The organism is Kribbella sancticallisti, assembly GCF_039530625.1.
GTDB classification, from domain to species: domain Bacteria; phylum Actinomycetota; class Actinomycetes; order Propionibacteriales; family Kribbellaceae; genus Kribbella; species Kribbella sancticallisti.
In genome coordinates this window covers 359,535-379,087 of the sequence record NZ_BAAAOS010000056.1, presented here as the reverse complement: position 1 = coordinate 379,087, position 19,553 = coordinate 359,535, and the positions used below count along the sequence as shown (strand labels likewise).

At 68.9% G+C, this 19,553-nt stretch carries 19 protein-coding genes; 10 read left to right on the top strand and 9 right to left on the bottom strand.

Annotated features, from left to right (window positions below; all coding sequences use genetic code 11):
* The first annotated feature begins 14 nt into the window (after positions 1-14).
* Complete coding sequence (locus tag ABD255_RS36655; protein WP_344221388.1) at positions 15-1,136, top strand: Fic family protein; 1,122 nt, start codon at positions 15-17, stop codon at positions 1,134-1,136.
* An 80-nt stretch (positions 1,137-1,216) separates the two neighbouring features.
* Positions 1,217-2,437, top strand: a complete 1,221-nt coding sequence (locus ABD255_RS36650) for an epoxide hydrolase family protein (RefSeq protein WP_344221386.1) — start codon at positions 1,217-1,219, stop codon at positions 2,435-2,437.
* On the opposite strand, the gene ABD255_RS36645 is transcribed toward ABD255_RS36650, so the two are convergent.
* Positions 2,428-2,877, bottom strand: coding sequence for a hypothetical protein (locus tag ABD255_RS36645; RefSeq protein WP_344221385.1), 450 nt, complete (start codon positions 2,875-2,877; stop codon positions 2,428-2,430). The two genes, ABD255_RS36650 and ABD255_RS36645, sit on opposite strands and share 10 nt — an antisense overlap.
* Positions 2,878-2,977: 100 nt before the next feature.
* Positions 2,978-3,910, bottom strand: coding sequence for a GNAT family N-acetyltransferase (locus tag ABD255_RS36640; protein ID WP_344221383.1), 933 nt, complete (start codon positions 3,908-3,910; stop codon positions 2,978-2,980).
* Between the two features lie 225 nt (positions 3,911-4,135).
* On the opposite strand from ABD255_RS36640, the gene ABD255_RS36635 reads away from it, so the two are divergent.
* Positions 4,136-4,675: a DinB family protein gene (locus tag ABD255_RS36635; RefSeq protein ID WP_344221382.1), complete on the top strand. Its 540-nt coding sequence runs from the start codon at positions 4,136-4,138 to the stop codon at positions 4,673-4,675.
* 89 nt (positions 4,676-4,764) lie between these two features.
* Here the strand turns inward: ABD255_RS36635 and groL are convergent, their stop codons facing one another.
* Positions 4,765-6,390 carry a chaperonin GroEL gene (gene groL / locus ABD255_RS36630; RefSeq protein ID WP_344221381.1) on the bottom strand — a complete coding sequence of 542 codons (1,626 nt, stop codon included), beginning with the start codon at positions 6,388-6,390 and terminating at the stop codon, positions 4,765-4,767.
* A 236-nt stretch (positions 6,391-6,626) separates the two neighbouring features.
* Here groL and ABD255_RS36625 point away from each other — a divergent pair, with 236 nt between their 5' ends.
* Positions 6,627-7,196, top strand: a complete 570-nt coding sequence (locus tag ABD255_RS36625) for a GNAT family N-acetyltransferase (RefSeq protein WP_344221380.1) — start codon at positions 6,627-6,629, stop codon at positions 7,194-7,196.
* Here the strand turns inward: ABD255_RS36625 and ABD255_RS36620 are convergent.
* Entirely contained in the window at positions 7,193-7,630 is a 438-nt protein-coding gene (locus tag ABD255_RS36620) for a Rid family hydrolase (protein WP_344221379.1), read from the bottom strand. The genes ABD255_RS36625 and ABD255_RS36620 overlap by 4 nt on opposite strands.
* Before the next feature lie 132 nt (positions 7,631-7,762).
* Between ABD255_RS36620 and ABD255_RS36615 the strand changes: the two genes are divergently transcribed.
* Positions 7,763-8,692, top strand: a complete 930-nt coding sequence (locus tag ABD255_RS36615; RefSeq protein ID WP_344221378.1) for a GlxA family transcriptional regulator — start codon at positions 7,763-7,765, stop codon at positions 8,690-8,692.
* 40 nt (positions 8,693-8,732) lie between these two features.
* Here ABD255_RS36615 and ABD255_RS36610 read toward each other — a convergent pair whose 3' ends face one another.
* The gene (locus ABD255_RS36610) at positions 8,733-9,074 is read right to left on the bottom strand and encodes an MmcQ/YjbR family DNA-binding protein (RefSeq protein WP_344221377.1); all 342 of its coding nucleotides are present in this window, start codon (positions 9,072-9,074) and stop codon (positions 8,733-8,735) included.
* A 152-nt stretch (positions 9,075-9,226) separates the two neighbouring features.
* Here ABD255_RS36610 and ABD255_RS36605 point away from each other — a divergent pair, with 152 nt between their 5' ends.
* Entirely contained in the window at positions 9,227-9,556 is a 330-nt protein-coding gene (locus ABD255_RS36605) for a PspC domain-containing protein (protein WP_344221376.1), read from the top strand.
* Positions 9,557-9,667: 111 nt separating this feature from the next.
* Positions 9,668-10,936: a M48 family metalloprotease gene (locus ABD255_RS36600; RefSeq protein ID WP_344221375.1), complete on the top strand. Its 1,269-nt coding sequence runs from the start codon at positions 9,668-9,670 to the stop codon at positions 10,934-10,936.
* On the opposite strand, the gene ABD255_RS36595 is transcribed toward ABD255_RS36600, so the two are convergent.
* The gene (locus ABD255_RS36595; RefSeq protein WP_344221374.1) at positions 10,933-11,898 is read right to left on the bottom strand and encodes a glycerophosphodiester phosphodiesterase; all 966 of its coding nucleotides are present in this window, start codon (positions 11,896-11,898) and stop codon (positions 10,933-10,935) included. The genes ABD255_RS36600 and ABD255_RS36595 overlap by 4 nt on opposite strands.
* A 131-nt stretch (positions 11,899-12,029) precedes the next feature.
* Here ABD255_RS36595 and ABD255_RS36590 point away from each other — a divergent pair, with 131 nt between their 5' ends.
* Both ABD255_RS36590 and ABD255_RS36585 read left to right on the top strand, forming a co-directional pair.
* Positions 12,030-13,763, top strand: coding sequence for an ABC transporter ATP-binding protein (locus ABD255_RS36590; protein WP_344221373.1), 1,734 nt, complete (start codon positions 12,030-12,032; stop codon positions 13,761-13,763).
* Entirely contained in the window at positions 13,760-15,496 is a 1,737-nt protein-coding gene (locus ABD255_RS36585) for an ABC transporter ATP-binding protein (protein WP_344221372.1), read from the top strand. Before ABD255_RS36590 ends, ABD255_RS36585 begins: the two co-directional genes overlap by 4 nt.
* Positions 15,497-15,567: 71 nt before the next feature.
* Here ABD255_RS36585 and ABD255_RS36580 read toward each other — a convergent pair whose 3' ends face one another.
* Positions 15,568-16,125, bottom strand: coding sequence for an rRNA adenine N-6-methyltransferase family protein (locus ABD255_RS36580; protein WP_344221371.1), 558 nt, complete (start codon positions 16,123-16,125; stop codon positions 15,568-15,570).
* Between the two features lie 63 nt (positions 16,126-16,188).
* Positions 16,189-17,325, bottom strand: a complete 1,137-nt coding sequence (locus ABD255_RS36575; RefSeq protein WP_344221370.1) for a CapA family protein — start codon at positions 17,323-17,325, stop codon at positions 16,189-16,191.
* Positions 17,326-17,506: 181 nt separating this feature from the next.
* Between ABD255_RS36575 and map the strand changes: the two genes are divergently transcribed.
* A complete protein-coding gene (map, locus tag ABD255_RS36570; protein ID WP_344221462.1) occupies positions 17,507-18,274 on the top strand; it encodes a type I methionyl aminopeptidase in 768 nt (255 codons plus the stop codon).
* A gap of 105 nt (positions 18,275-18,379) precedes the next feature.
* Here the strand turns inward: map and ABD255_RS36565 are convergent, their stop codons facing one another.
* Positions 18,380-19,525, bottom strand: a complete 1,146-nt coding sequence (locus tag ABD255_RS36565) for an Rv2578c family radical SAM protein (RefSeq protein ID WP_344221369.1) — start codon at positions 19,523-19,525, stop codon at positions 18,380-18,382.
* Positions 19,526-19,553: the final 28 nt, after the last annotated feature.

Here is a 19,553-nt window from a genome sequence, read left to right as displayed (position 1 = left end):
AACTGGCGGCTGACGTGGTCGACACCGAACGAACGTTGGCGACCTTCGGCGGCTCGGACACACACAACCTGGAGCAGCTCGCGCGATTCCTGCTCCGGGCCGAGGCGGTGGCGTCCTCCAAGATCGAGGGCCTGCAGGTCAGCAGCCGTCGACTGGCCCGGCACGAGGCGAAGGTAGAAGCGGGGGCTCACGACAACGACGCGACGGCCGATGCCGTCCTGGGCAACGTCAAAGCGATGAACTATGCGGTTGATTCGGTCGCTGAGGTCGAGCACGTCACGGTGCACCATCTTCTCGAGGTTCACGCGGCGCTGATGGAACACTCCGACCGACCGGAGATCGCCGGCCTGGTCCGAACACAGCAGAACTGGATCGGCGGCAACGACTTCAACCCGTGCCAGGCCGCGTTCGTCCCCCCGCCGCCCGAGTATGTCAATGAGCTGCTCGAGGACCTCTGTTCCTTTATCAACCGTGACGACCTACCGGGAACGATCCAGGCCGGCATGGCGCATGCCCAGTTCGAGACCATCCATCCGTTCGCCGATGGGAACGGGCGCACCGGCCGGGCGCTCATCCATGTCATCCTCAAGCGCCGAGGTCTTGCGAAGGACTTCATTCCTCCGATCAGCCTCGCGCTTGCGACCCGGGCAACCGCCTACGTGGAAGGCCTGTCCAAGTTCAGATACGTCGGCGAGCCGACGAGTCAGGCCGCCTTGGAAGGTCTTCGCGGTTGGCTCGACCTCTTCCTGTCAGCGACTCGCCGGGCTGCCGCTGACGCCGTTGCCCTCCGGGCAGATCTCATCGATCTGGAGTCCGACTGGCGGGGCAAGGTCAACCCACGAAAAGGCAGCGCCGCCGATCGACTGCTTCCGCAATTGATCGCACATCCAGTCGTCACCACGGATGACGTGATGCGACTGACCGGCGCCGGTCGATCGGCGGCTTTCGCTGCGATCGAAAGCCTCATCGCCACCGAAGTCCTCCAGCCGGTCGGCAGCCAGCAGAGGTACCGGCTCTTCGAAGCCCCCAGGGTGTTCGAAGTGCTCACCGACTACGAACGGGCTTCGGCCACCGAGTCGGGCAACACCCGCGGAGAGGCACCCAAGCGGGTCGTCCCCGATCGTCGCAGGAGATAGCTCAGCGCCTGCTGGTCGTTTCTGGGAGATGATTTTGATTGCGGAAGGGAGCTCGCCGCGATTGCTTCTAGCGTCGGGGTATGACGACGAAGCAGAGTGAGATTCAGCCTTTCCGGATCGAGATCCCGCAGAGCGAGATCGACGACCTGCGCGCCCGGCTGGCCGGGGCGCGTTGGCCTGCTGAGCCGCGGGTGGATGACTGGAGCCGGGGAGTGCCGGTCGCCTACCTGAAGGAGTTGGCGGAGTACTGGGGTGACGGTTTCGACTGGCGCGCGCAGGAGGCGGCGCTGAACGAGATCCCGCAGTTCGTCACCGAGATCGACGGGCAGCGGATTCACTTCTTCCACCAGCGCTCCCCGGAGCCCGATGCGCTGCCGTTGATCCTGACGCACGGCTGGCCGGGGTCGCCGGTGGAGTTCCAGAAGCTGATCGGCCCGCTGACGGATCCGCGGGCCCATGGTGGCGACCCGGCCGACGCGTTCCACGTCGTCGTACCGTCGCTGCCGGGGTACGGGTTCTCCAACCCGATCGGCGAGGCGGGCTTCAACCTGTTCGGGGTGGCGCGGATGTGGGCCGAACTGATGAGCCGGCTCGGGTACGAGCGGTACGCCGCGCACGGGACCGACGCCGGATCCGGAGTCGCCGGGATGCTGCCGTTCATCGACGCGGAGCACGTGGCCGGGATCCACCTGGCCGGGATCAGCGCGTCGACGCCGTTCGGGGACCCGATCCCGCTCGACGAGTTGTCGGGGCGGGACCGCGAACGGGCCGAGCACTTCAACACGATGATGGACGAGGGCTTCGGGTATCTCGTGCAGCAGATGACCCGGCCGCAGACGCTGGCGTACGGGCTGAACGACTCGCCGATCGGGCAGTTGGCCTGGATCGTGGAGAAGTTCGCCGAGTGGACCGATCCGGCCAGGAAACTGCCGGAGGACGCGGTCGATCGCGATCAGTTGCTCACCAATGTCAGCCTCTACTGGTTCACCGGCTCAGGAGCATCGTCGGCGCACGCGGTCTACGAAGGCATGCAGGCCTGGAAGGCCTTCGCCGCCCAGCAAGCGTCCCAGGTTTCAGACGAGAGCGAGGGTGAGGCGCAGGAGTGGGGTTCGGTGGCCGGGCCGCCGACCGGGGTGGCGGTGTTCGGGGCGGAGACGGCTGTCAAGAGCCTGACCGATCCCGCGGGCAGGATCGAGCACTGGAACGAGTACGAGCGCGGCGGGCACTTCGCCGCGATGGAGGTGCCGGACCTGCTCACCGGCGACCTCCGGACCTTCTTCGGCCCGTTGCGTCAGGCCTGAGAGTTCCGGGTCCATGCCGCCGACGGGCGGAAGCAGAGCACCTCGATCACCGCCGAGCCGACCACGATCGGAATCGCCCAGGTCCACGGCTGGTCGGGAGCACTGACCACCAGAATCGCCGTCCACAAGGCGATCCAGCCGCCGCCGTAGCCGCGGAGGACGCCCCGGTACCAGAGTCCACCGGGTGACTCCGCGGCTCGCTGGCCGAAGTACACGAACAAGTACGACGCGATCGAGATCGGCCAGAACACCCAGAGCCCAGCCCAGTCGTAGGGCACCATCACCAGCGCGGTCAGGCAGACCAGCGCCACCGCCCAGTGGAAGGTCTCGCCGGCCCAGTTCAGCCGGCGCCGCCGCAGCGTGAAGACGATGGCCAAGGGCCCGAACAGGACCCCGACGGCACCCGCGGCGACATGCAGGATCAGCGCGACGTCACGCATCACTAATCCTTGACATGTCAGGGAAGCATAGGGGCCGTACCAGCCGTCGTCTGCCCCTGGAGCCCGGCTGTTTTCCCTTTGCTCCAGGGGCAGACTCCGATCAGCCGACCGGGTAGCCAGCGACCATCCGTACGGCGTGGTTGCGGTACCCGAGCCGTTCGAAGCTCGCCGCCATCGGCTTGTTCGTCAGATCGGTGTCGGCTCTGATCCGTTCGGCGCCGGCCTCCACCAGGATGTGGGTGATCTCGGCGAGCAGATCGTCGCTGTAGCCGTTGCCGCGATGCTCAGCCAGTACGCCGAGATACCCAACCACCGGACCGCCGTTGTTCGCCGAGGGCAGCGCGAACCCGACCAACTCGCCGGCCGGGTTGAACGCGAGTCGCCACCAGGACCGTTCGCCCGGCATGGACTGGTAGACCTCCAGGTCCTCCTTGGCCGAGCCCTCCACGCCGACCCGGGCGACGGCCCGTCGCGTCGACGCGTCGAGGCTGCCCTCGATCACCCGGCAGAACACGTCGAGGAACGCGTCGTCATCGGCCGGCTCGAACCGCAGCCGGGTCGACCGCGCCGACAGCCCGTACTCCGGGAGCCACTCGTAGCGCAGCCGCTCGGTCACCTCGGACAATCCGGCCGCGGCGGCAGCCTGCAACCTGGGCTCGAGTTCCGCGACGACGTCCGGCTGATCACGCCAGCCGTTCGGCACGAAGATGTGGTACTCCGGCTGTTCCGCCTCGGCCGGGATGTTCCCGAGCGCGTGCCGGATCAACTCGGTCCAGACGGCGACGCGGTCGGCGCCCGGTACGCAGTACAGGCCGTCGATGCTGAACGGGTGGTCGAACTGCTCCATCCCCCACCAGATCGCGAGGGCGATGATCCGGCCGTCCTCTTCGACGACCCAGGACCACTCGTGACGGTACGCGCCGGACGCCAGATACTCGTCGTAGCGTTCCCGGGTGACGGTGTTGAGCGACTGCTCGGCGATCAGGGTGTGGATGGTGTCGAGGTCTGCCTCGACGGTGGTGCGGATCTTCACGAATCCTCCAGAAGGAGGCGCGGCGACTCCGCTCAGTGCGAGCTGTGCGAGCGGGTCGGGCGCGCCGGCATGCAGAGTTGAGTACGCATCGGTCGCTCCTTCCACTCGAGGTCGTTCTCGCTGCCGCAGACAGTAGGGCGCGGCCGGGGTCACCGTCCACCGATTATCCGGGCTGACAGAATTCGTGCTCACGAGTTCGAATACGGCATCACGAGAGGGCGGGTCTTGGCAGACGTCAGGGATGTCTTGCGCGGGCAGTTCGAGCTGACCTGGTCACTGTTCGAGTACCACCTGGAACGGCTGACGCCGGAGGATCTGCTCTGGGAGCCGGCCGAGCTGTGCTGGACCGTCCGGGTGGACAGCGCCGGCGGCTGGCGGGCCGACTGGTCCGACCAGGCGCTGGATCCGATCCCGGTCCCGACGATCGGCTGGCTCAGCTGGCACATCGGCTGGTGGTGGTCCGTGGCCATCGCCCATGCCCGCGGCTTCGTGCCACCGGAGCGCGCCGCGGTTCGGTGGCCTGGCGACCTCGCCCGGACCCTCGGCTGGATGCGCGCGCTGCACGACGACTGGGCGCACCTGCTGGACGACGCCGACGACAGCGTGCTCGCCCTGCCGGCCGCCTTCCCCTGGCCGCCGGAGACCGGGCGGTCGATGGCGGACCTGTACGGCTGGGTGAACGCCGAACTGATGAAGAACGCCGCCGAGATCGGCCAACTCCGGCTGCTCCGCGCGGCCGAGGGCGCCGACCGCATGGTCGGCTAACAGGGCAGAAGAAACCAGCAGGGCACAAGAAAGCGGTCCCGGGCCTGAGCCCGGGACCGCTTCGTGTCTTGCTGGGAACTTCTACGAGATCAGAAGTCCATGCCGCCCATGTCGGGCGCGCCACCCGGAGCGGCCGAGGCCTTCTCCGGCTTGTCGGCGATGACTGCCTCGGTGGTGAGGAACAGCGCCGCGATCGAAGCCGCGTTCTGCAGCGCCGACCGGGTCACCTTGGCGGGGTCGATGATGCCGGTGGCGATCAGGTCGACGTACTCGCCGGTGGCGGCGTTGAGGCCCCAGCCCGGCTCGAGGTTGCGGACCTTCTCCACCACGACGCCACCCTCGAGGCCGGCGTTCACGGCGATCTGCTTCAACGGCGCCTCGACCGCGGACCGCACGATGGCGGCACCGGTGGCCTCGTCACCCTCGAGCTCCAGCTTCTCGAACGCCACCACGCTGGCCTGCAGCAGGGCCACGCCGCCGCCGGCGACGATACCCTCCTCGACGGCCGCCTTCGCGTTGCGAACGGCGTCCTCGATGCGGTGCTTGCGCTCCTTCAGCTCGACCTCGGTGGCCGCGCCGACCTTGATCACCGCAACGCCACCGGCCAGCTTGGCCAGCCGCTCCTGCAGCTTCTCGCGGTCGTAGTCGGAGTCCGACTTCTCGATCTCGGCGCGGATCTGGTTCACCCGGCCGGAGATCTGGTCGGCGTCGCCCGAACCCTCGACGATGGTCGTCTCGTCCTTGGTGACGACGATCTTGCGGGCCTGGCCGAGCAGCTCCAGGTCCACCGTGTCGAGCTTGAGGCCGACCTCCTCGGAGATGACCTCACCGCCGGTCAGGACGGCGATGTCGACGAGCATGGCCTTGCGGCGGTCACCGAAGCCCGGCGCCTTGACGGCGACGGTCTTGAAGGTGCCCTTGATCTTGTTCACGACCAGGGTCGCCAGCGCCTCACCCTCGAGGTCCTCGGCGATGATGGCCAGCGGCTTGCCGGTCTGCATGACCTTCTCCAGCACCGGGACGAGGTCCTTGATGCTCGAGATCTTGCTGTTCACCACGAGGATGTACGGGTCTTCGAGGACCGCTTCCATCCGCTCGGTGTCGGTCACGAAGTACGGCGAGATGTAGCCCTTGTCGAAGCGCATGCCCTCGGTGAGCTCGAGCTCGAGACCGAAGGTGTTGCTCTCCTCGACGGTGATGACACCTTCCTTGCCGACCTTGTCCATCGCCTCGGCGATGATCTGGCCGACCTGGGTGTCAGCGGCGGAGATCGAGGCGGTGGAAGCGATCTGCTCCCGGGTCTCGACGTCCTTCGCCTGGGCCAGCAGCTGCTCGCTGACGGCCTCGACCGCCTTCTCGATGCCCTTCTTCAGGCCCATCGGGTTGGCGCCCGCGGCGACGTTGCGCAGACCCTCGCGCACCAGCGCCTGGGCCAGCACGGTCGCCGTGGTGGTGCCGTCGCCGGCGACGTCATCCGTCTTCTTGGCAACTTCCTTGACGAGCTCGGCCCCGATCTTCTCGTACGGGTCCTCGAGCTCGATCTCCTTGGCGATGGAGACACCGTCGTTGGTGATCGTGGGGGCGCCCCACTTCTTCTCCAGCACGACGTTGCGGCCCTTGGGGCCGAGCGTCACCTTCACGGCGTCGGCGAGGGTGTTCATACCCCGCTCGAGGCCGCGGCGCGCCTCTTCATTAAAAGAAATCAGCTTGGGCATTCTCCGCGAGTCCTCCCGCGTCGAGTTTTTGGTTCAGCCGGCCGGATGCCCGCGACGGACGGTACTTTCGGTGCGGCGGTCACGTCCCGCCACGCCTCCGGTACCTCATCGAGGCCGTCTATGGTCACACTTCCGGGCGGGAGCAATTATCACTCTCGCCCGGTGAGTGCTAACCAAGTATTAGCACTCGACCCAAGCGAGTGCAAGCCGGGCCCAGCCCGCAGTACTGTGCTGCGATGGCTCTGGAAGTGCGCCCGGCCACGGCCGACCGGTGGGACGAGGTCAGGGCGGTGATGGGCGAGCGCGGCGATCCCTCCCGCTGCTTCTGCCAGTACTTCCGCCTCCGCGGCAAGCAGTGGTCCGATAGCTCCCCCGCCTCCCACCGCGCGTCCTTGCGCTCCCAGGTCCGCTCCGACCTCCCGCCCGGCGTCCTGGCCACCGACGAAGCCGGTACTGCGGTCGGCTGGTGCGCGGTGGCTCCCCGCTCGGACTACCCCCGGGTGGTCGCCTCCCCGAACTGGCGTGGCGGTGATCCCGACGCCTGGGTGGTCACCTGCTTCGTAGTACCGGTCGGTCATCGGCGCCAGGGGGTCGCCGGGGAGCTGCTGCTTGGCGCGATCGACTTCGCCCGCACCCAGGGCGTCACCCGCCTGGAGGCCTGCGCGGTGGACGTCGCCGCCGCGGGCAAGGTCCCCTCGGCCGACCTCTACCGCGGCCCGCTGTCGGTCTATCTGGACGCCGGCTTCAAGGAGATCAGCCGTACTTCGCCGCAGTGGGTGCTGGTCGGCAAGTCGCTCTCCCGCTAGACCCGAGCGACGAACTTGATCTCGACGAGCTGTTCCGGGAAGGCCAGCCGGGTGATGCCGACGAGGGTGCTGGCGACCTGCGGGTCTTCACGACCGTAGGCAGCCTTGCGGACCGGTCCAGCCACCTCGAAGGCCGCCGGAATGTCGAGAACGTAGATCACTTCCTCGACCACGTCGTCGAGGGAGGCACCGAAGCGCCGAAGCAGTTCCCCGGCGTTGACATAGGTCTGGCGCATCTGCTCGCCCATGGCCGAGAAATCCGTCGCGACGCCGTTCTCGTCGACCGGTGCCGGCGCGACCAGTTCGCTCCCCCGGTTCGCCAACTGACCGGAGAGATAGATCGTGTCCCCGCGCCGGACCGCCTGCACGTACCCGTACGACTCCTCCCACGGGACCCCGAAGCTCTCCACCTGTGAAATCTGCTCGATAGTCATGCGACGAAGGTAGGAGCCGTTCAGGGCCCCCACCAGCCGTGGCGGTGCCAAAGTGTGCGCGGTTCGTGCCAGCCCCCCGGCCGATAAACTCGGCCGAGCGGGTGGTCGTGCCTGCGGACTCGAGGAGAGCCCTTGCCCCAGCCCAGCGCGGAACTCACGGTGGCGATCCTGGTGATGCCCGGGGTGATCGCCCTCGACTTCAGCATTCCCGCACACATCCTGGGCAGCGCGGGTGGCTACCGGGTCATCGTCTGTTCCGAGACGACCGGCCTGGCCGCCGGGATCACCGCCACCCACCCACTGGCGGCGCTGGCGGACGCCGACATCGTGGTCGTCCCGGGATTCGACGACCCGGAGATCCCGCTGCCGGCTGAGTACACGGACGCGCTCCGGCTGAGCGCCGACCGCGGCGCCCGGCTGGTCGCCATCTGCACCGGCACGTTCGCCCTGGCGGCCGCCGGAATCCTCACCGGGCGGGACGCGACCACCCACTGGCAGTACCTGGGCCTGCTGCGGGAACTGCATCCGCAGGTGAACGTCGTCGAGAACCGGCTGTTCGTCGAGGACGGCAAGATCCTCACCTCCGCGGGAGGAGGGGCCGCCATCGACGCCTGCCTGCACGTGATCAGGTCCGACCTCGGCGCCGCCGCGGCGTACGAGGCGGGCAAGGGCGTCGTCGCCGCCCCGGCCCGCGGCGGCGAGGAACGCCAGTACGTCGACGTACTGACTCCGCCGCGGTCGGACCTGTCCGCCACCCGGGCGTGGGTGATGGAGAACATCGCGGAGCCGATCACGGTGCGACTGATGGCCGAGAACGCGAACCTGCCGCGCCGGACGTTCATCCGGCACTTCGAGACCGAGACCGGCCTGCCACCGATGCGCTGGGTGGTCCTGCAGCGCGTCCTCAGCGCCCGCCGGCTGCTGGAGACCTCGGACTGGTCGGTCGAACGGATCGCGACCGCCACCGGCTTCGGCAGCGCCGCGAGCTTCCGGTCGGTCTTCCGCCGCGAGGTCGGCAGCACCCCGAGCGCCTACCGGAATCGGCCCGCACAGCGGCCCTGACCACCGGCTGAGCCGAGCACGCCGCAGGCGGTGGCAGGGTCTAGGCGTTCTGGTCCAACTGGGCCACCAGGTACTTGGGGGCGGTCAGGCGCCAGGCCTCGATCAGCAGCTCGCGGAGTTCGTCCTCGTCGGCGGTCGCCAGTTCCACCCCCAGCCAGCCGAAGCGGCCCGCGGACCACCACGCGGAGTAGACCTCGGGGTCCTCCGCGACCATCGCCTCCTGCTCCTCCCGCAACGCCTTGAACATCACCGAGGTCTCGTCCTCCGAGAGATAGGCGAAGCCCTTCTTCCGCACCCTGTACGCGGGTTGACCGGCCCAGCCCTCACGCTCCTCGACCCCGGGCAGCCCGAGCATCAGCTTCCGCACCGCCGCAGCATCCATCCCCCGACGGTAGGACCCGGCACCGACAAAAGCTGACGAAAGTCGTCAGGGGCGGCGGCGGGGGCGGCTGACCGGGGTCAGGGGTGGGACCAGGGTCCGGTCGGTACCGATCCCGATGTGGAGAAGGGGTCTCCGGCGGCAGAGTTGTGGACATGACGAACTCCACCGCACCTTTCTCGAACCTGTCCGGCAAGACCCTCCGCCGGTCCCGCGACCAGCGAATGCTGTCCGGTGTGTCCGGCGGCCTCGCCGAGTACTTCAACATCGACGCGACCCTGGTCCGGCTGGCCATCGTGGGCCTGACCCTGATCACCGGCGGCGGCGCGCTGCTCGGCTACGTGGTCGCCTGGATCGTGATGCCGGAAGCCGACGGCAAGGCTGTCTGGCAGTCGGTCCAGCAGCCCAACCAGCAGGCGCAGCAGCCCACCCCCGAGTCCGACATCGCCGCCCGCATCTACGACGACAAGCCGCCGGCGGCGTGACGGCCGGACGCACGGCAGCAAGCTGACAGAGCCACCAGATAGGCCACCGGCCCTCTCACTTGCTGCCGTGCCGACGTCGACAGACGCTGCGGTGCCCACTAGGTTGCCGCAGTGCAGACCGAACAGGGCATCAGCAACTGCCCGCAGTGCGCCCACCAGATTCGAGTCGACCGCCGGTACGTGATCTGGTGCGACAAGTGCGACTGGAACGTGCATCCCACCGGTACCGATGATCAACCGCTGCCGGCCTGGCGTCAGCGCCTGGAACACAAGCTGGCCGACACCCTGTACCGCGAACTGGAGCACGGCGCGACCCACCGACCAGGCTGGGACGCAGCGCGGATCGGCGCGTACCTGATGTCCGCAGTGGTTCTCCTGGTTCCCGTGCTGAGCCTGCTCGCCGGCATCGCCCTGGTGGTCTTCTACCGGCCGCTCTGGTTGAGCATCCTCCTCTCGCTGATCCCCTTCGGCGTGGCCGTCCTGCTCCGGCCGCGTGCATACCACCTGTCTTCCGACGCGCACATCGTCGAGCGGGCCCAGGCCCCGACGCTGTTCGCCCTGCTGGACGAGATCGCTGCCGCCATCGGCACCAAGCCGATCGTGGCTGTCGCCGTGAACGCCATCCCGAACGTCTTCTTCGCCCGGGTCGGCTGGCGCTTCCAGCCTGTCCTCGGTCTCGGCCTGCCGCTTTGGGAGAGCCTCAGGCCGCAGGAGCGAGTCGCGATCCTCGCCCACGAGCTCGGACACGGCAAGAACGGCGACGCCCGGCACGGCTGGGTAGTCGGAACAGCCGACTCAGTGCTTTGCGAGTTGCAGGCGACCTTCAGCGAGGAGCCGTACGACCAGTACCGGCAGGACCTCATCTATGCCAGGGATGGCGACACCTCAGTGAGCCTCGTCGGCAAGCTGCTTGATGTGACCCTGGGCAACGCCGTACGCGGGTACGCCTGGCTACTGAACAAGGTGGATCTTCGGAGCAGCCAACGAGCGGAGTACCTGGCCGATCGTCGGGCAGCCGAGATCGCCGGGTCTGACGCGACTGCCCGGGCTCTGGAGCGGACGCTGCTCGCTGAGGCCTCCTACAGAGCCCTGGAGCGAGCAGTGCGCTTCGAGAAGGACGTGGCGCCGCTGGAGGCGGTCCGGCGTGCTGTCACCGAGGTGCCCGCGCGTGAGATCGAGCGGCACGCCCGAGTCAGCCGCATCCGGGACACCCGGGTCGACTCCACTCACCCGCCGACGTACCTGCGCACCAAGTTGATCCGGGCCAGGCCCTCCCAGCACGCGCTCGTAGTACTGGGGACTGACCAGAGCCGAGCTATCGACCGTGAGCTGGCTCCGGCGGCTGAGGCCGTGCTGAAGGAACTACGGGCGCAGTTCTAGACCTTGAGGGCGGTCTTGGCGACTGCGGCTACTGCTATGTCGGGGTGGTCGGCGAAGACGCCGTCGATGCCGGTTCGGGCGAACTGGGCCAGCTCGCCGGCCAGGTCGAGGCCGGTGGGCAGGAAGCGGCGTTCGGCTCTGAAGGTCCAGAGCTGGACCGACAGGCCCGCGCGATGCGCCTGCTCGACCAGTCGGGTGGGTTCACCCAGGCAGCCGCTTGCCGTGCGGGGGATGACCAGGTCCTTGTGCGGAGCCAGCACCTGGGCATACGTCGAGATCTCGCGCAGGCCGGCGGGTGCGATCAGGTCGGCGAAGGTCCGGGCGTCGCCGTGGCGCAGGAAGTCGTTCGGCGCGCTCTCGGAGTCCACGAGTTGCACCAGCGGGACGTTCGTCATCACCGAGAGCCGGCGCAGGCTCGTCGGCTCGAACGACTGGATCATCACCTCGCCCTTGTGCAGACCGAGCGCGACCAGCCGTTCCGCGAGCAACTCCTCCAGCGGAAGGCCGAGGCGCCGGAAGTACGCCGGGTGCTTGATCTCCGGGAGTACCCCGATCGGGCGGCCGAGCCGGGCCGACTCCTGCCGGGCCAGCGCCACCACGTCGTCGAAGGTGCAGATCCCCTCGCGGCCGTCGTACGCCGTGTTGCCGGCGCGCAGGGCGGGCATCCGTTCGCGGGCCCGCAGCGTCCGGAGCTCGGCGTAGGTGAAGTCCTCGACGAACCAGCCGGTGACGGCGGTCCCGTCGACGATCTTGGTGAGCTTGCGGTCCGCGAACGCCGCGTGGTCGGCGACGTCCGTCGTACCGGAGATCTCGTTCTCGTGCCGGGCGACCAGGACGCCGTCGAGGGTGGCGACCAGGTCGGGTTCCAGGTAGTCGGCCCCCAGGGCCGCGGCCAGGCGGTAGGCCGCCGGCGTGTGTTCCGGGCGGTAGCCACTCGCTCCCCGATGCGCGATCACCAGCATGGCTCCAGCACAGGCGGTGCAGATGGCGCCCGGGCAACTCGTTGCCCAACGCAAGATGAAGCCGCACCGCCGACTGGGTGGCCGGTAATTCGCATGCTTTTGTCGGTGGTCGCGCCTAGCCTCGAAGGGTTATGAAACAGCTTCCGTTGGCCGACCCCGGCATCCCCGATCACCGCTCGCCTGCCCGCTATCTGCTCTGGGTGGCGCGCGGGCAGAAGGCCACCCTCGCGGGCGGGATGGCGTTCGGGATCCTGTGGATGGGCTCGCAGGCCTTCGTGCCCGCGATCCTCGGCCGGGCGATCGACGAGGGCATCGCCGGCGGCGACACCGAGCGGCTGCTGTTCTGGTCGTCGATGCTGTTCGCCGTCGGCGTGCTGCAGGCGCTCGCCGGGATCATGCGGCACCGGTTCGCGGTGGTGAACTGGCTGAGCGGCGCCTACCGCACGGTCCAGGTGGTCACCCGCAAGTCGGCCGACCTGGGCGCCACCCTGCCGAACCTCGCGACCGGCGAGGTCGTCAGCGTGGGCGCCGGCGACCTGGCCTACATCGGCAACGTGCTCGAGGTGTCCGCCCGGTTCGCCGGTGCGGTGGTCGCGTTCGTGGTCGTCGCGGTGATCCTGCTGTCGTCGTCCACCCTGCTCGGGCTCGTCGTGCTGATCGGCGTCCCGGTGATGCTGATCGCCTTGGGCCCGCTGCTCAGTCCGCTGCACAAACGCCAGATCGCGCACCGCGAGTCGATCGGCGAGCTGAACTCGCTGGGCTCCGACATCGTCGGCGGCCTGCGGGTGCTGCGCGGCATCGGCGGCGAGGAGTCGTTCTCCCGGCGCTACCGGCAGGAGTCGCAGACCGTCCGCTCGGCCGGCGTGAAGGTGGCCCGGATCCAGTCGCTGCTGGACGCCGCCCAGGTGTTCCTGCCCGGCATCTTCATCGTGATCGTGGTCGGTCTCGGCGCCCACGTCGCGCTCCGCGGTGAGCTGAGCGCGGGCACGCTGGTCGCCTTCTACGGCTACGCCACCTTCCTGGTGATGCCGCTGCGCACCGCGACCGAGACCGCCGACAAACTGATGCGCGGCCTGGTCGCCGCCCGCCGGGTGAACCGGGTGCTGGCGCTGACGTCCGAGGTGATCGACCCGGCCGAGCCGGTCCGGCTGCCGGATCGCGGCGATCTGGTCGATCCCGTGTCCGGGATCCGCGCCCGCGACGGCCTGCTGACGGCGATCGTGTCCGCCGAGCCGGATCGGGCCGCCGTGCTCGCCGACCGCCTCGGCCGGTACGACGAGACCAGCGAGGTCCGGTACGGCGGGGTCACGCTGGCGAGCGCGACGCGAGCCGATCTGCGAGCCAGGATCCTGGTCAGCGACACCGGTGCGCAGATGTTCACCGGCACGCTGCGCCAAGAGCTCGACCCGGATCGTCGCCGGACGGACGACGAACTGATGACAGCGATCCGTACCGCGTCCGCCGAGGACGTCCTGGTCGCGTTGACCGAAGGGCTCGACTCCGAGGTCGAGGAGAAGGGCCGGTCGTTTTCCGGTGGGCAGCGCCAGCGACTCGTACTGGTTCGCGCGCTGCTGGCGGACCCGTCCGTGCTGGTGCTGGTGGAGCCGACCTCCGCGGTGGACGCGCACACCGAGGCGCGGATCGCGGAGCGGCTGCGGGACCACCGGGCCGGGCGCAGCACGGTGGTGCTGACGTCGAGCCCGCTGCTGCTGGACCGGGTCGACGAGGTCATCTTCGTCGCCGCCGGCCGGGTGGTTGCCAGTGGCAAGCACCGGGACCTGCTCGCGACCGAACCGCAGTACCGGGAGACCGTGACCAGGCAGACCGAGACAGAGTTGATTGATGGCGTGGAGGTGCTCGCATGAAGCAGATCCTGCCCGTCGCGGACTCCGCCGAGGTCCGCCGTCACGCCCGCCGGCTGGCCCGGCGGCACCCGCGCGCGCTGATCACCACGATGGGCCTGCACGCTCTCGCCGCCGTGTCCGGGCTGGCCGCGCCACGCCTGATCGGCACGCTGGTCGAGGACGTCCAGCAGGGCACGACCGCCGGCCAGGTCAACCAGGTGATCCTGGTGATCGCCGTCTTCATCGTCGTGCAGTCGCTGCTCACCCGGTGGGCCCGGTTCCGCTCCTTCGCGCTCGGCGAGCAGGTGCTGGCCGAGTTGCGCGAGGAGTTCGTCGACAACGCCCTGGCGCTGCCGATCGGGACGGTCGAGCGAGCCGGCACGGGTGACCTGCTGTCGCGGACCTCGCGGGACGTGGACGCGTTGTCACGGACCGTGCGGTTCGCGGTGCCCGAGACGATCGTGGCGTTCGTGACCGTGCTGTTCACCGTCGGCGCCACCCTGCTGGTCGGGGTCTGGGTGCTGGTCCCGCTGATGGCGATGGTGCCGGTGCTCGCCTTGAGCACCAAGTGGTACCTGCGCCGCGCCAAGGACGGGTACCTGCGGGAGAACGCGGCGTACGCCCAGATGACGAGTTCGCTCGCCGAGACCGTCGAAGGCGCCCGCACGGTGGAGGCCCTGCAGCGCTACGACGACCGCGTACGCCGTACCGACGCCGACATCCGCGGGTCGTACGACGCCGAGCGGTACACGCTGCGCCTGCGGACCGTGTGGTTCCCGGTCGTCGAGATCGGGTACATCGTGCCGATCGTCGGCACCCTGCTCTTCGGCGGCTGGCTGCACATCAACGGGCACGTCACGCTCGGCGCCGTGACAGCGGCCGTGCTGTACGTGACCCAGTTGATCGATCCGGTGGACCGGCTGATCTCGTGGATGGACGAGTTGCAGGTGGGTGGCGCGTCCCTCGCCCGGCTGCTCGGCATCACCGACGTGCCGGACGACCGGACGCCGTCGGGGCGCGCGCCCGCCGGCGAGGTGGTCGCTGCTCGCGACGTGCGCTTCTCGTACGTCGACGGGCGGGACGTGCTGCACGGTGTGGACCTGACCGTCCAGCCTGGCGAGCGGATCGCGATGGTCGGGCCGTCCGGGGCGGGCAAGTCCACGCTCGGCCGGCTGGTCGCGGGAATCCACCCGCCGCGGACAGGATCGGTGACGGTCGGCGGGGTCGGCATGACCGAACTGCCGCTGGACGACCTCCGCAAGCAGGTCGCGCTGGTCACCCAGGAGCACCACGTCTTCGTCGGCACGCTGCGGGACAACCTCTCGATGGCACGCTCGGACGCGACCGACGCGGATTTGCTGGACGCGTTGGCTGCCGTCGACGCCCGCGACTGGGCCGAGGCGTTGCCGGAAGGGCTGGACACCCGGGTCGGTTCCGGGAAGCACTCGCTGACTCCGGCGCAGGCACAGCAGTTGGCGCTGGCCAGGTTGGTGCTGGCCGATCCGCACACGCTGGTGCTCGACGAGGCGACCTCGCTGATCGACCCGCGGGCGGCCCGGCACATGGAGCGTTCACTCGCGGCCGTGCTCGAGGGCCGGACGGTGATCGCGATCGCGCACCGGCTCTACACCGCGCACGACGCCGACCGGGTCGCCGTGGTGGAGGACGGCCGGATCAGCGAACTCGGCAGCCACGACGAACTGGTCGCCCGCCAAGGCTCGTACGCCGCGCTCTGGAACTCCTGGCACGGCTGATCGGCAACGTCGAAGGGCCCCGCTTCTCACCTCTGAGAATCGGGGCCCTTCGGCCTTCCCGGTGCAGGGCACTACGATCGGGTCCGGCCGCGTTTCCGCAGGATCAGGACGGCTGAATCGACATGGGGTGGTGGGGTGAAAGCCTTGCGGGGAAGGCGAATCCCGATCGACAGGTCGTAGTGCCGGCTCCAGCGGGCCGCCGCGGGAGCCTGGTGGTTGGTCCAGCGGTTCACCACCTGACGCTGCAGCACGAGATCCGCCGACACCAGGCGTGAACCGGGTGCGAGCAGTCGCTTCAGCAACAGTGTGGAGATCCCGTACGGCGGGCTGGAGACGACCCGGAACGGCCGCGACGGCAACCGCAGATCACCGGCGTCGGCACGAACCACCGTCACCGGATCATCCGCGAACCGCCGACGCAACCGGTCGGCACGACCAGGGTGGAGCTCTACGGCGACCACCTGGGCTCCGGCCCGGACCAACGGCGCGGTCAGCGCACCGAGGCCGGCACCGACGTCGAGAACGAGTTCACCGGGGCTGACCCCGGCGGCGTCCACGACGCGTTGGGCCCAACGACTATCGAGCGGATGCCATCCCCAGGCACCCCTCGCCTGCCCGGAGCCGGGCACGACGGACCATCACGAAGAAGTTGATAGACATGCTCCGACCCTAGAGGCGCGGACACCGTTGGCTCAAAGCATTTTCGGCGCAGCCCCCAGCGACGTGACGGTCGCGCTCGTACGCCGCTCCGCCAGTTCCAGCCGAGCCTTGCGAGCGGCCGAGATGCCGGGCTCGGCCAGCCCACGCCGTACTTCGAGGACTCGCACGGGCAGCGTGTCCGTCATCAACAGCGGCGCGTACTCCGGCACCTGCGCCTTCCACCGATCGCCGTCCTTGCGGAAGGTGAACTTCACCAGCAGGCCCTCCGACTTGCGGCTCTCGGGCCGGCGGTGGGCGGCGACGAGATTGCCGAGTCCGTAGACGACCCACTTGCCGTTCAGTTGCTGGATCGGCTGTACGACATGCGCGTGATGCCCGAGCACCAGGTCGATGTTGCTATCGGCAAGGAGTTGCTCGGCGATCTGCTTCTGCTCCGGGTTGATCTTGGTGGAGTACTCGTCACCCCAGTGGCAGCTGACCACGACGATCTCGGCACCGTTGCCCCGGGCCTTCTGCGCCATCGCCTTGATCTTGGCGACGTCGAGCTTGCCGGCCCGCCAGGTCTCGCCGTCCGGGTACGGCATTCCGTTGAAGCCGTAGGTGTAGCTGAGCAGGGCGACCTTCACGCCGTGCACGGTGACGATGGTCGGCGTTGCCGCCTCTTCGCGAGTGCGCGCAGTACCGGTGTGCTTCAGGCCGGCCTTGTCGAGCAACTTCAGCGTGCGGTCGATCCCGGCCGCGCCCTTGTCGAAGCTGTGGTTGCTGGCGGTGGAGCAGGCGTCGTACCCGGTCTTCTTGAGCGCCGGGACGATTTGCGGCGGTCCCTGGAAGAGTGGGTAGCCGGAGGGCGGCGTACCGAGTGGGGTTTCCAGATGGCAGAGAGCCAGGTCGGCCGACTGGACGAGGGGCTTGACGCCTTGGAGCAGTGGGGCGAAGTTCCAGTCGCCGTTGTCGCCGTCACGCTTGGCCGTGTTCCACAGGCGCTCGTGCAGGAGGACATCGCCGGTCGCGACCAGGGTGAGCTGATCGGCTCCGCCGGCGTTCTTGCCCTGCGCGGTGGTGGTGGTGGACGGCGTTTTCGGTGTCTCGGCCGCTTGAGTGTCCGCGATACAGCCGGTCAGAACGACCGGCACTGCGAGCAAAAGGCCCGCCCACCTCAGTTTTCGCACGTCTCCCCCAGGGTGTTCGGTCCGCAGCACCGGACCTGCAAGGGAGACGCCTCAGCGGGCGGAAAGGTTGGGCGGCGGGCGATCAGGCCGCGCTCGCGGTCCCCACTGGAGAGCGGTGGCCGAACCGCGACCGTGATAAAAGTACCGGTATAACTATCACGTGATGTTGAGGACTCAGACGATGGTGGAACTGAAGACGGCGGCGGAGATCGAGCAGATGCGCGCGGCCGGCCGGGTGGTCGCCGCGGCGCTGACCGCGGTAAAGAAGGAGGCCGCCGTCGGCGTCTCCCTGCGCGAACTGGACGAGGTCGCCCGCGACGTACTGCGGTCGGCCGGCGCGGTGCCGCTGTTCGAGGGTTATCAGCCCGGGTTCGCGACCAGCCCGTTCAGCGGGGTCATCTGCACCTCCGTCAATGACGCGGTGCTGCACGGCCTGCCGAGCGACGTCCGGCTGGCCGACGGGGACCTGCTGAACGTCGACTGCGGCGCCTCGGTCGACGGCTGGTGCGCCGACTCCGCCACCAGCTTCGTCGTCGGTACGCCGCGCGCCGAGGACCTCGAGTTGATCGCGACCACCGAGCAGGCGCTGGCGGCGGGCATCGCGGCCGCGGTACCGGGTGCTCGGCTGGGCGATGTGGGTGCGGCGATCGGCGAGGTCGGCCGGCGGGCAGGCGTCGGCACCAACCTCGACTTCGGTGGGCACGGCATCGGGCGCCGGATGCACGAGGAACCCCACGTCCCGAACGGCGGCCATCACGGCCGCGGCCTGAAACTCCGGCCCGGGCACGTGATCGCCATCGAGCCGTGGTTCTGGCTGGGTGCTGGCAGCGTCTATGTCATCGATGAGGACGGGTGGACGCTTCGCTCCGCTGATCAGACTCGTGGTGCGCACGCCGAACACACGGTCGCGATCACGGAGCACGGCCCGGAGATCCTCACCCAACGCTGAAACAGCACCTAGGAACCGACGCAGGCGAAGCAACTGCAGACAACCCGCCCCAGGTAGTCGGTGGCTGAGGTTACTGCTGAGTGGCTCAGGTGCTTGGTGGGCTGGTCAGAAGAGTGTTTGTTGGTCTGGTGGTGGGGTGATGGGTGGGACCTGGGCCGGGGCGTGGCGGGTGTAGTTGACCGGTTGTTGGCGGGGGCCTCGGAAGCGGGTGTCTACTGGTTCGCCCCAGCCGGAGTTGGAGCCAGGGCCGGTGGCTTCTACTACTCCATCTGACCGGCCGGGCGACTTGGAGCGGTGGCGGGAGCCTTTGCCGAAGCCGTGTTTGTCGAGCAGAGGGCGGACCTTGGCTTCGAAGGCGTGCCGGAAGCTGGGGGCAGCGTTGGCGCCGCGGGCATACAACTCGTCATAGCGTTTGACCAGGTCGGGGCGTTCCTGGGCGAGCCAGGACATGAACCACTCCTTCACGCCCGGCCGAAGATGCAGGACCAGCGTGGTGACTCCGGTCGCGCCCGCCGCAGCCAGTTCGCCGAAGAGGTGGTCGAGTTGCTCGTCGGAGTCCGTCAGCCAGGGCAGCACCGGCGCCACCATCACCCCACACGGAAGGCCCGCCTCGCGGATCGCGCGGATCAGGTCGAGCCGGCCGCGCACTGAGGGCACGCCCGGCTCGACCAGCTTGCGAAGCTCCTCGTCGGCGAGCGCCAGCGACACCCCGATCCCGACCGGGACCTGCTCCGCCGCGGCCGCGAGCACGCCGAGATCCCGCCGGAGCAGCGTCCCCTTGGTCAGGATCGACAGCGGAGTACCGGAGGCGGCCAGCGCTTCGATGATGCCCGGCATCAACCGGTAGCGGCCCTCCGCGCGCTGGTACGGATCGGTGTTGGTGCCCAGAGCAACCTGTTCACCACGCCACGAGGGCCGGGCCAGTTCGCGCCGGAGCACGTCGGCCACGTTCGTCTTCACCACGATCTGCTGGTCGAAGTCGAGCCCCTGGTCCAGTTCGAGGTACCGGTGGCTCGGTCTGGCGAAGCAGTACCGGCAGGCGTGGGTGCAGCCGCGGTACGGGTTGACCGTCCAGTTGAACGGCATCCCCGACCCCGGCACCGAGTTCAGCGCCGACCGGGCCAGCACCTCGTGGAAGGTGATGCCCTGGAACTCCGGGGTCGTCACGCTCCGCACCAGCCCCGCGATCGACGCGAGCCCGGGCAGAGTCCCGGGAGTCTCCGCCTCGATCCGTTGCCCAGCCCATCGCATGGATCATAGTCGAACACATGTTCGCCGG

Excerpts from the sequence above, each read along its gene's own strand:
- ABD255_RS36650 (WP_344221386.1), top strand. The coding sequence starts at position 1,217 with ATGACGACGAAGCAGAGTGAGATTCAGCCTTTCCGGATCGAGATCCCG.
- ABD255_RS36645 (WP_344221385.1), bottom strand. The coding sequence starts at position 2,877 with ATGCGTGACGTCGCGCTGATCCTGCATGTCGCCGCGGGTGCCGTCGGG.
- groL (WP_344221381.1), bottom strand. The coding sequence starts at position 6,390 with ATGCCCAAGCTGATTTCTTTTAATGAAGAGGCGCGCCGCGGCCTCGAG.
- ABD255_RS36625 (WP_344221380.1), top strand. The coding sequence starts at position 6,627 with ATGGCTCTGGAAGTGCGCCCGGCCACGGCCGACCGGTGGGACGAGGTC.
- ABD255_RS36620 (WP_344221379.1), bottom strand. The coding sequence starts at position 7,630 with ATGACTATCGAGCAGATTTCACAGGTGGAGAGCTTCGGGGTCCCGTGG.
- ABD255_RS36610 (WP_344221377.1), bottom strand. The coding sequence starts at position 9,074 with ATGGATGCTGCGGCGGTGCGGAAGCTGATGCTCGGGCTGCCCGGGGTC.
- ABD255_RS36605 (WP_344221376.1), top strand. The coding sequence starts at position 9,227 with ATGACGAACTCCACCGCACCTTTCTCGAACCTGTCCGGCAAGACCCTC.
- ABD255_RS36595 (WP_344221374.1), bottom strand. The coding sequence starts at position 11,898 with ATGCTGGTGATCGCGCATCGGGGAGCGAGTGGCTACCGCCCGGAACAC.
- ABD255_RS36590 (WP_344221373.1), top strand. The coding sequence starts at position 12,030 with ATGAAACAGCTTCCGTTGGCCGACCCCGGCATCCCCGATCACCGCTCG.
- ABD255_RS36585 (WP_344221372.1), top strand. The coding sequence starts at position 13,760 with ATGAAGCAGATCCTGCCCGTCGCGGACTCCGCCGAGGTCCGCCGTCAC.
- map (WP_344221462.1), top strand. The coding sequence starts at position 17,507 with ATGGTGGAACTGAAGACGGCGGCGGAGATCGAGCAGATGCGCGCGGCC.
- ABD255_RS36565 (WP_344221369.1), bottom strand. The coding sequence starts at position 19,525 with ATGCGATGGGCTGGGCAACGGATCGAGGCGGAGACTCCCGGGACTCTG.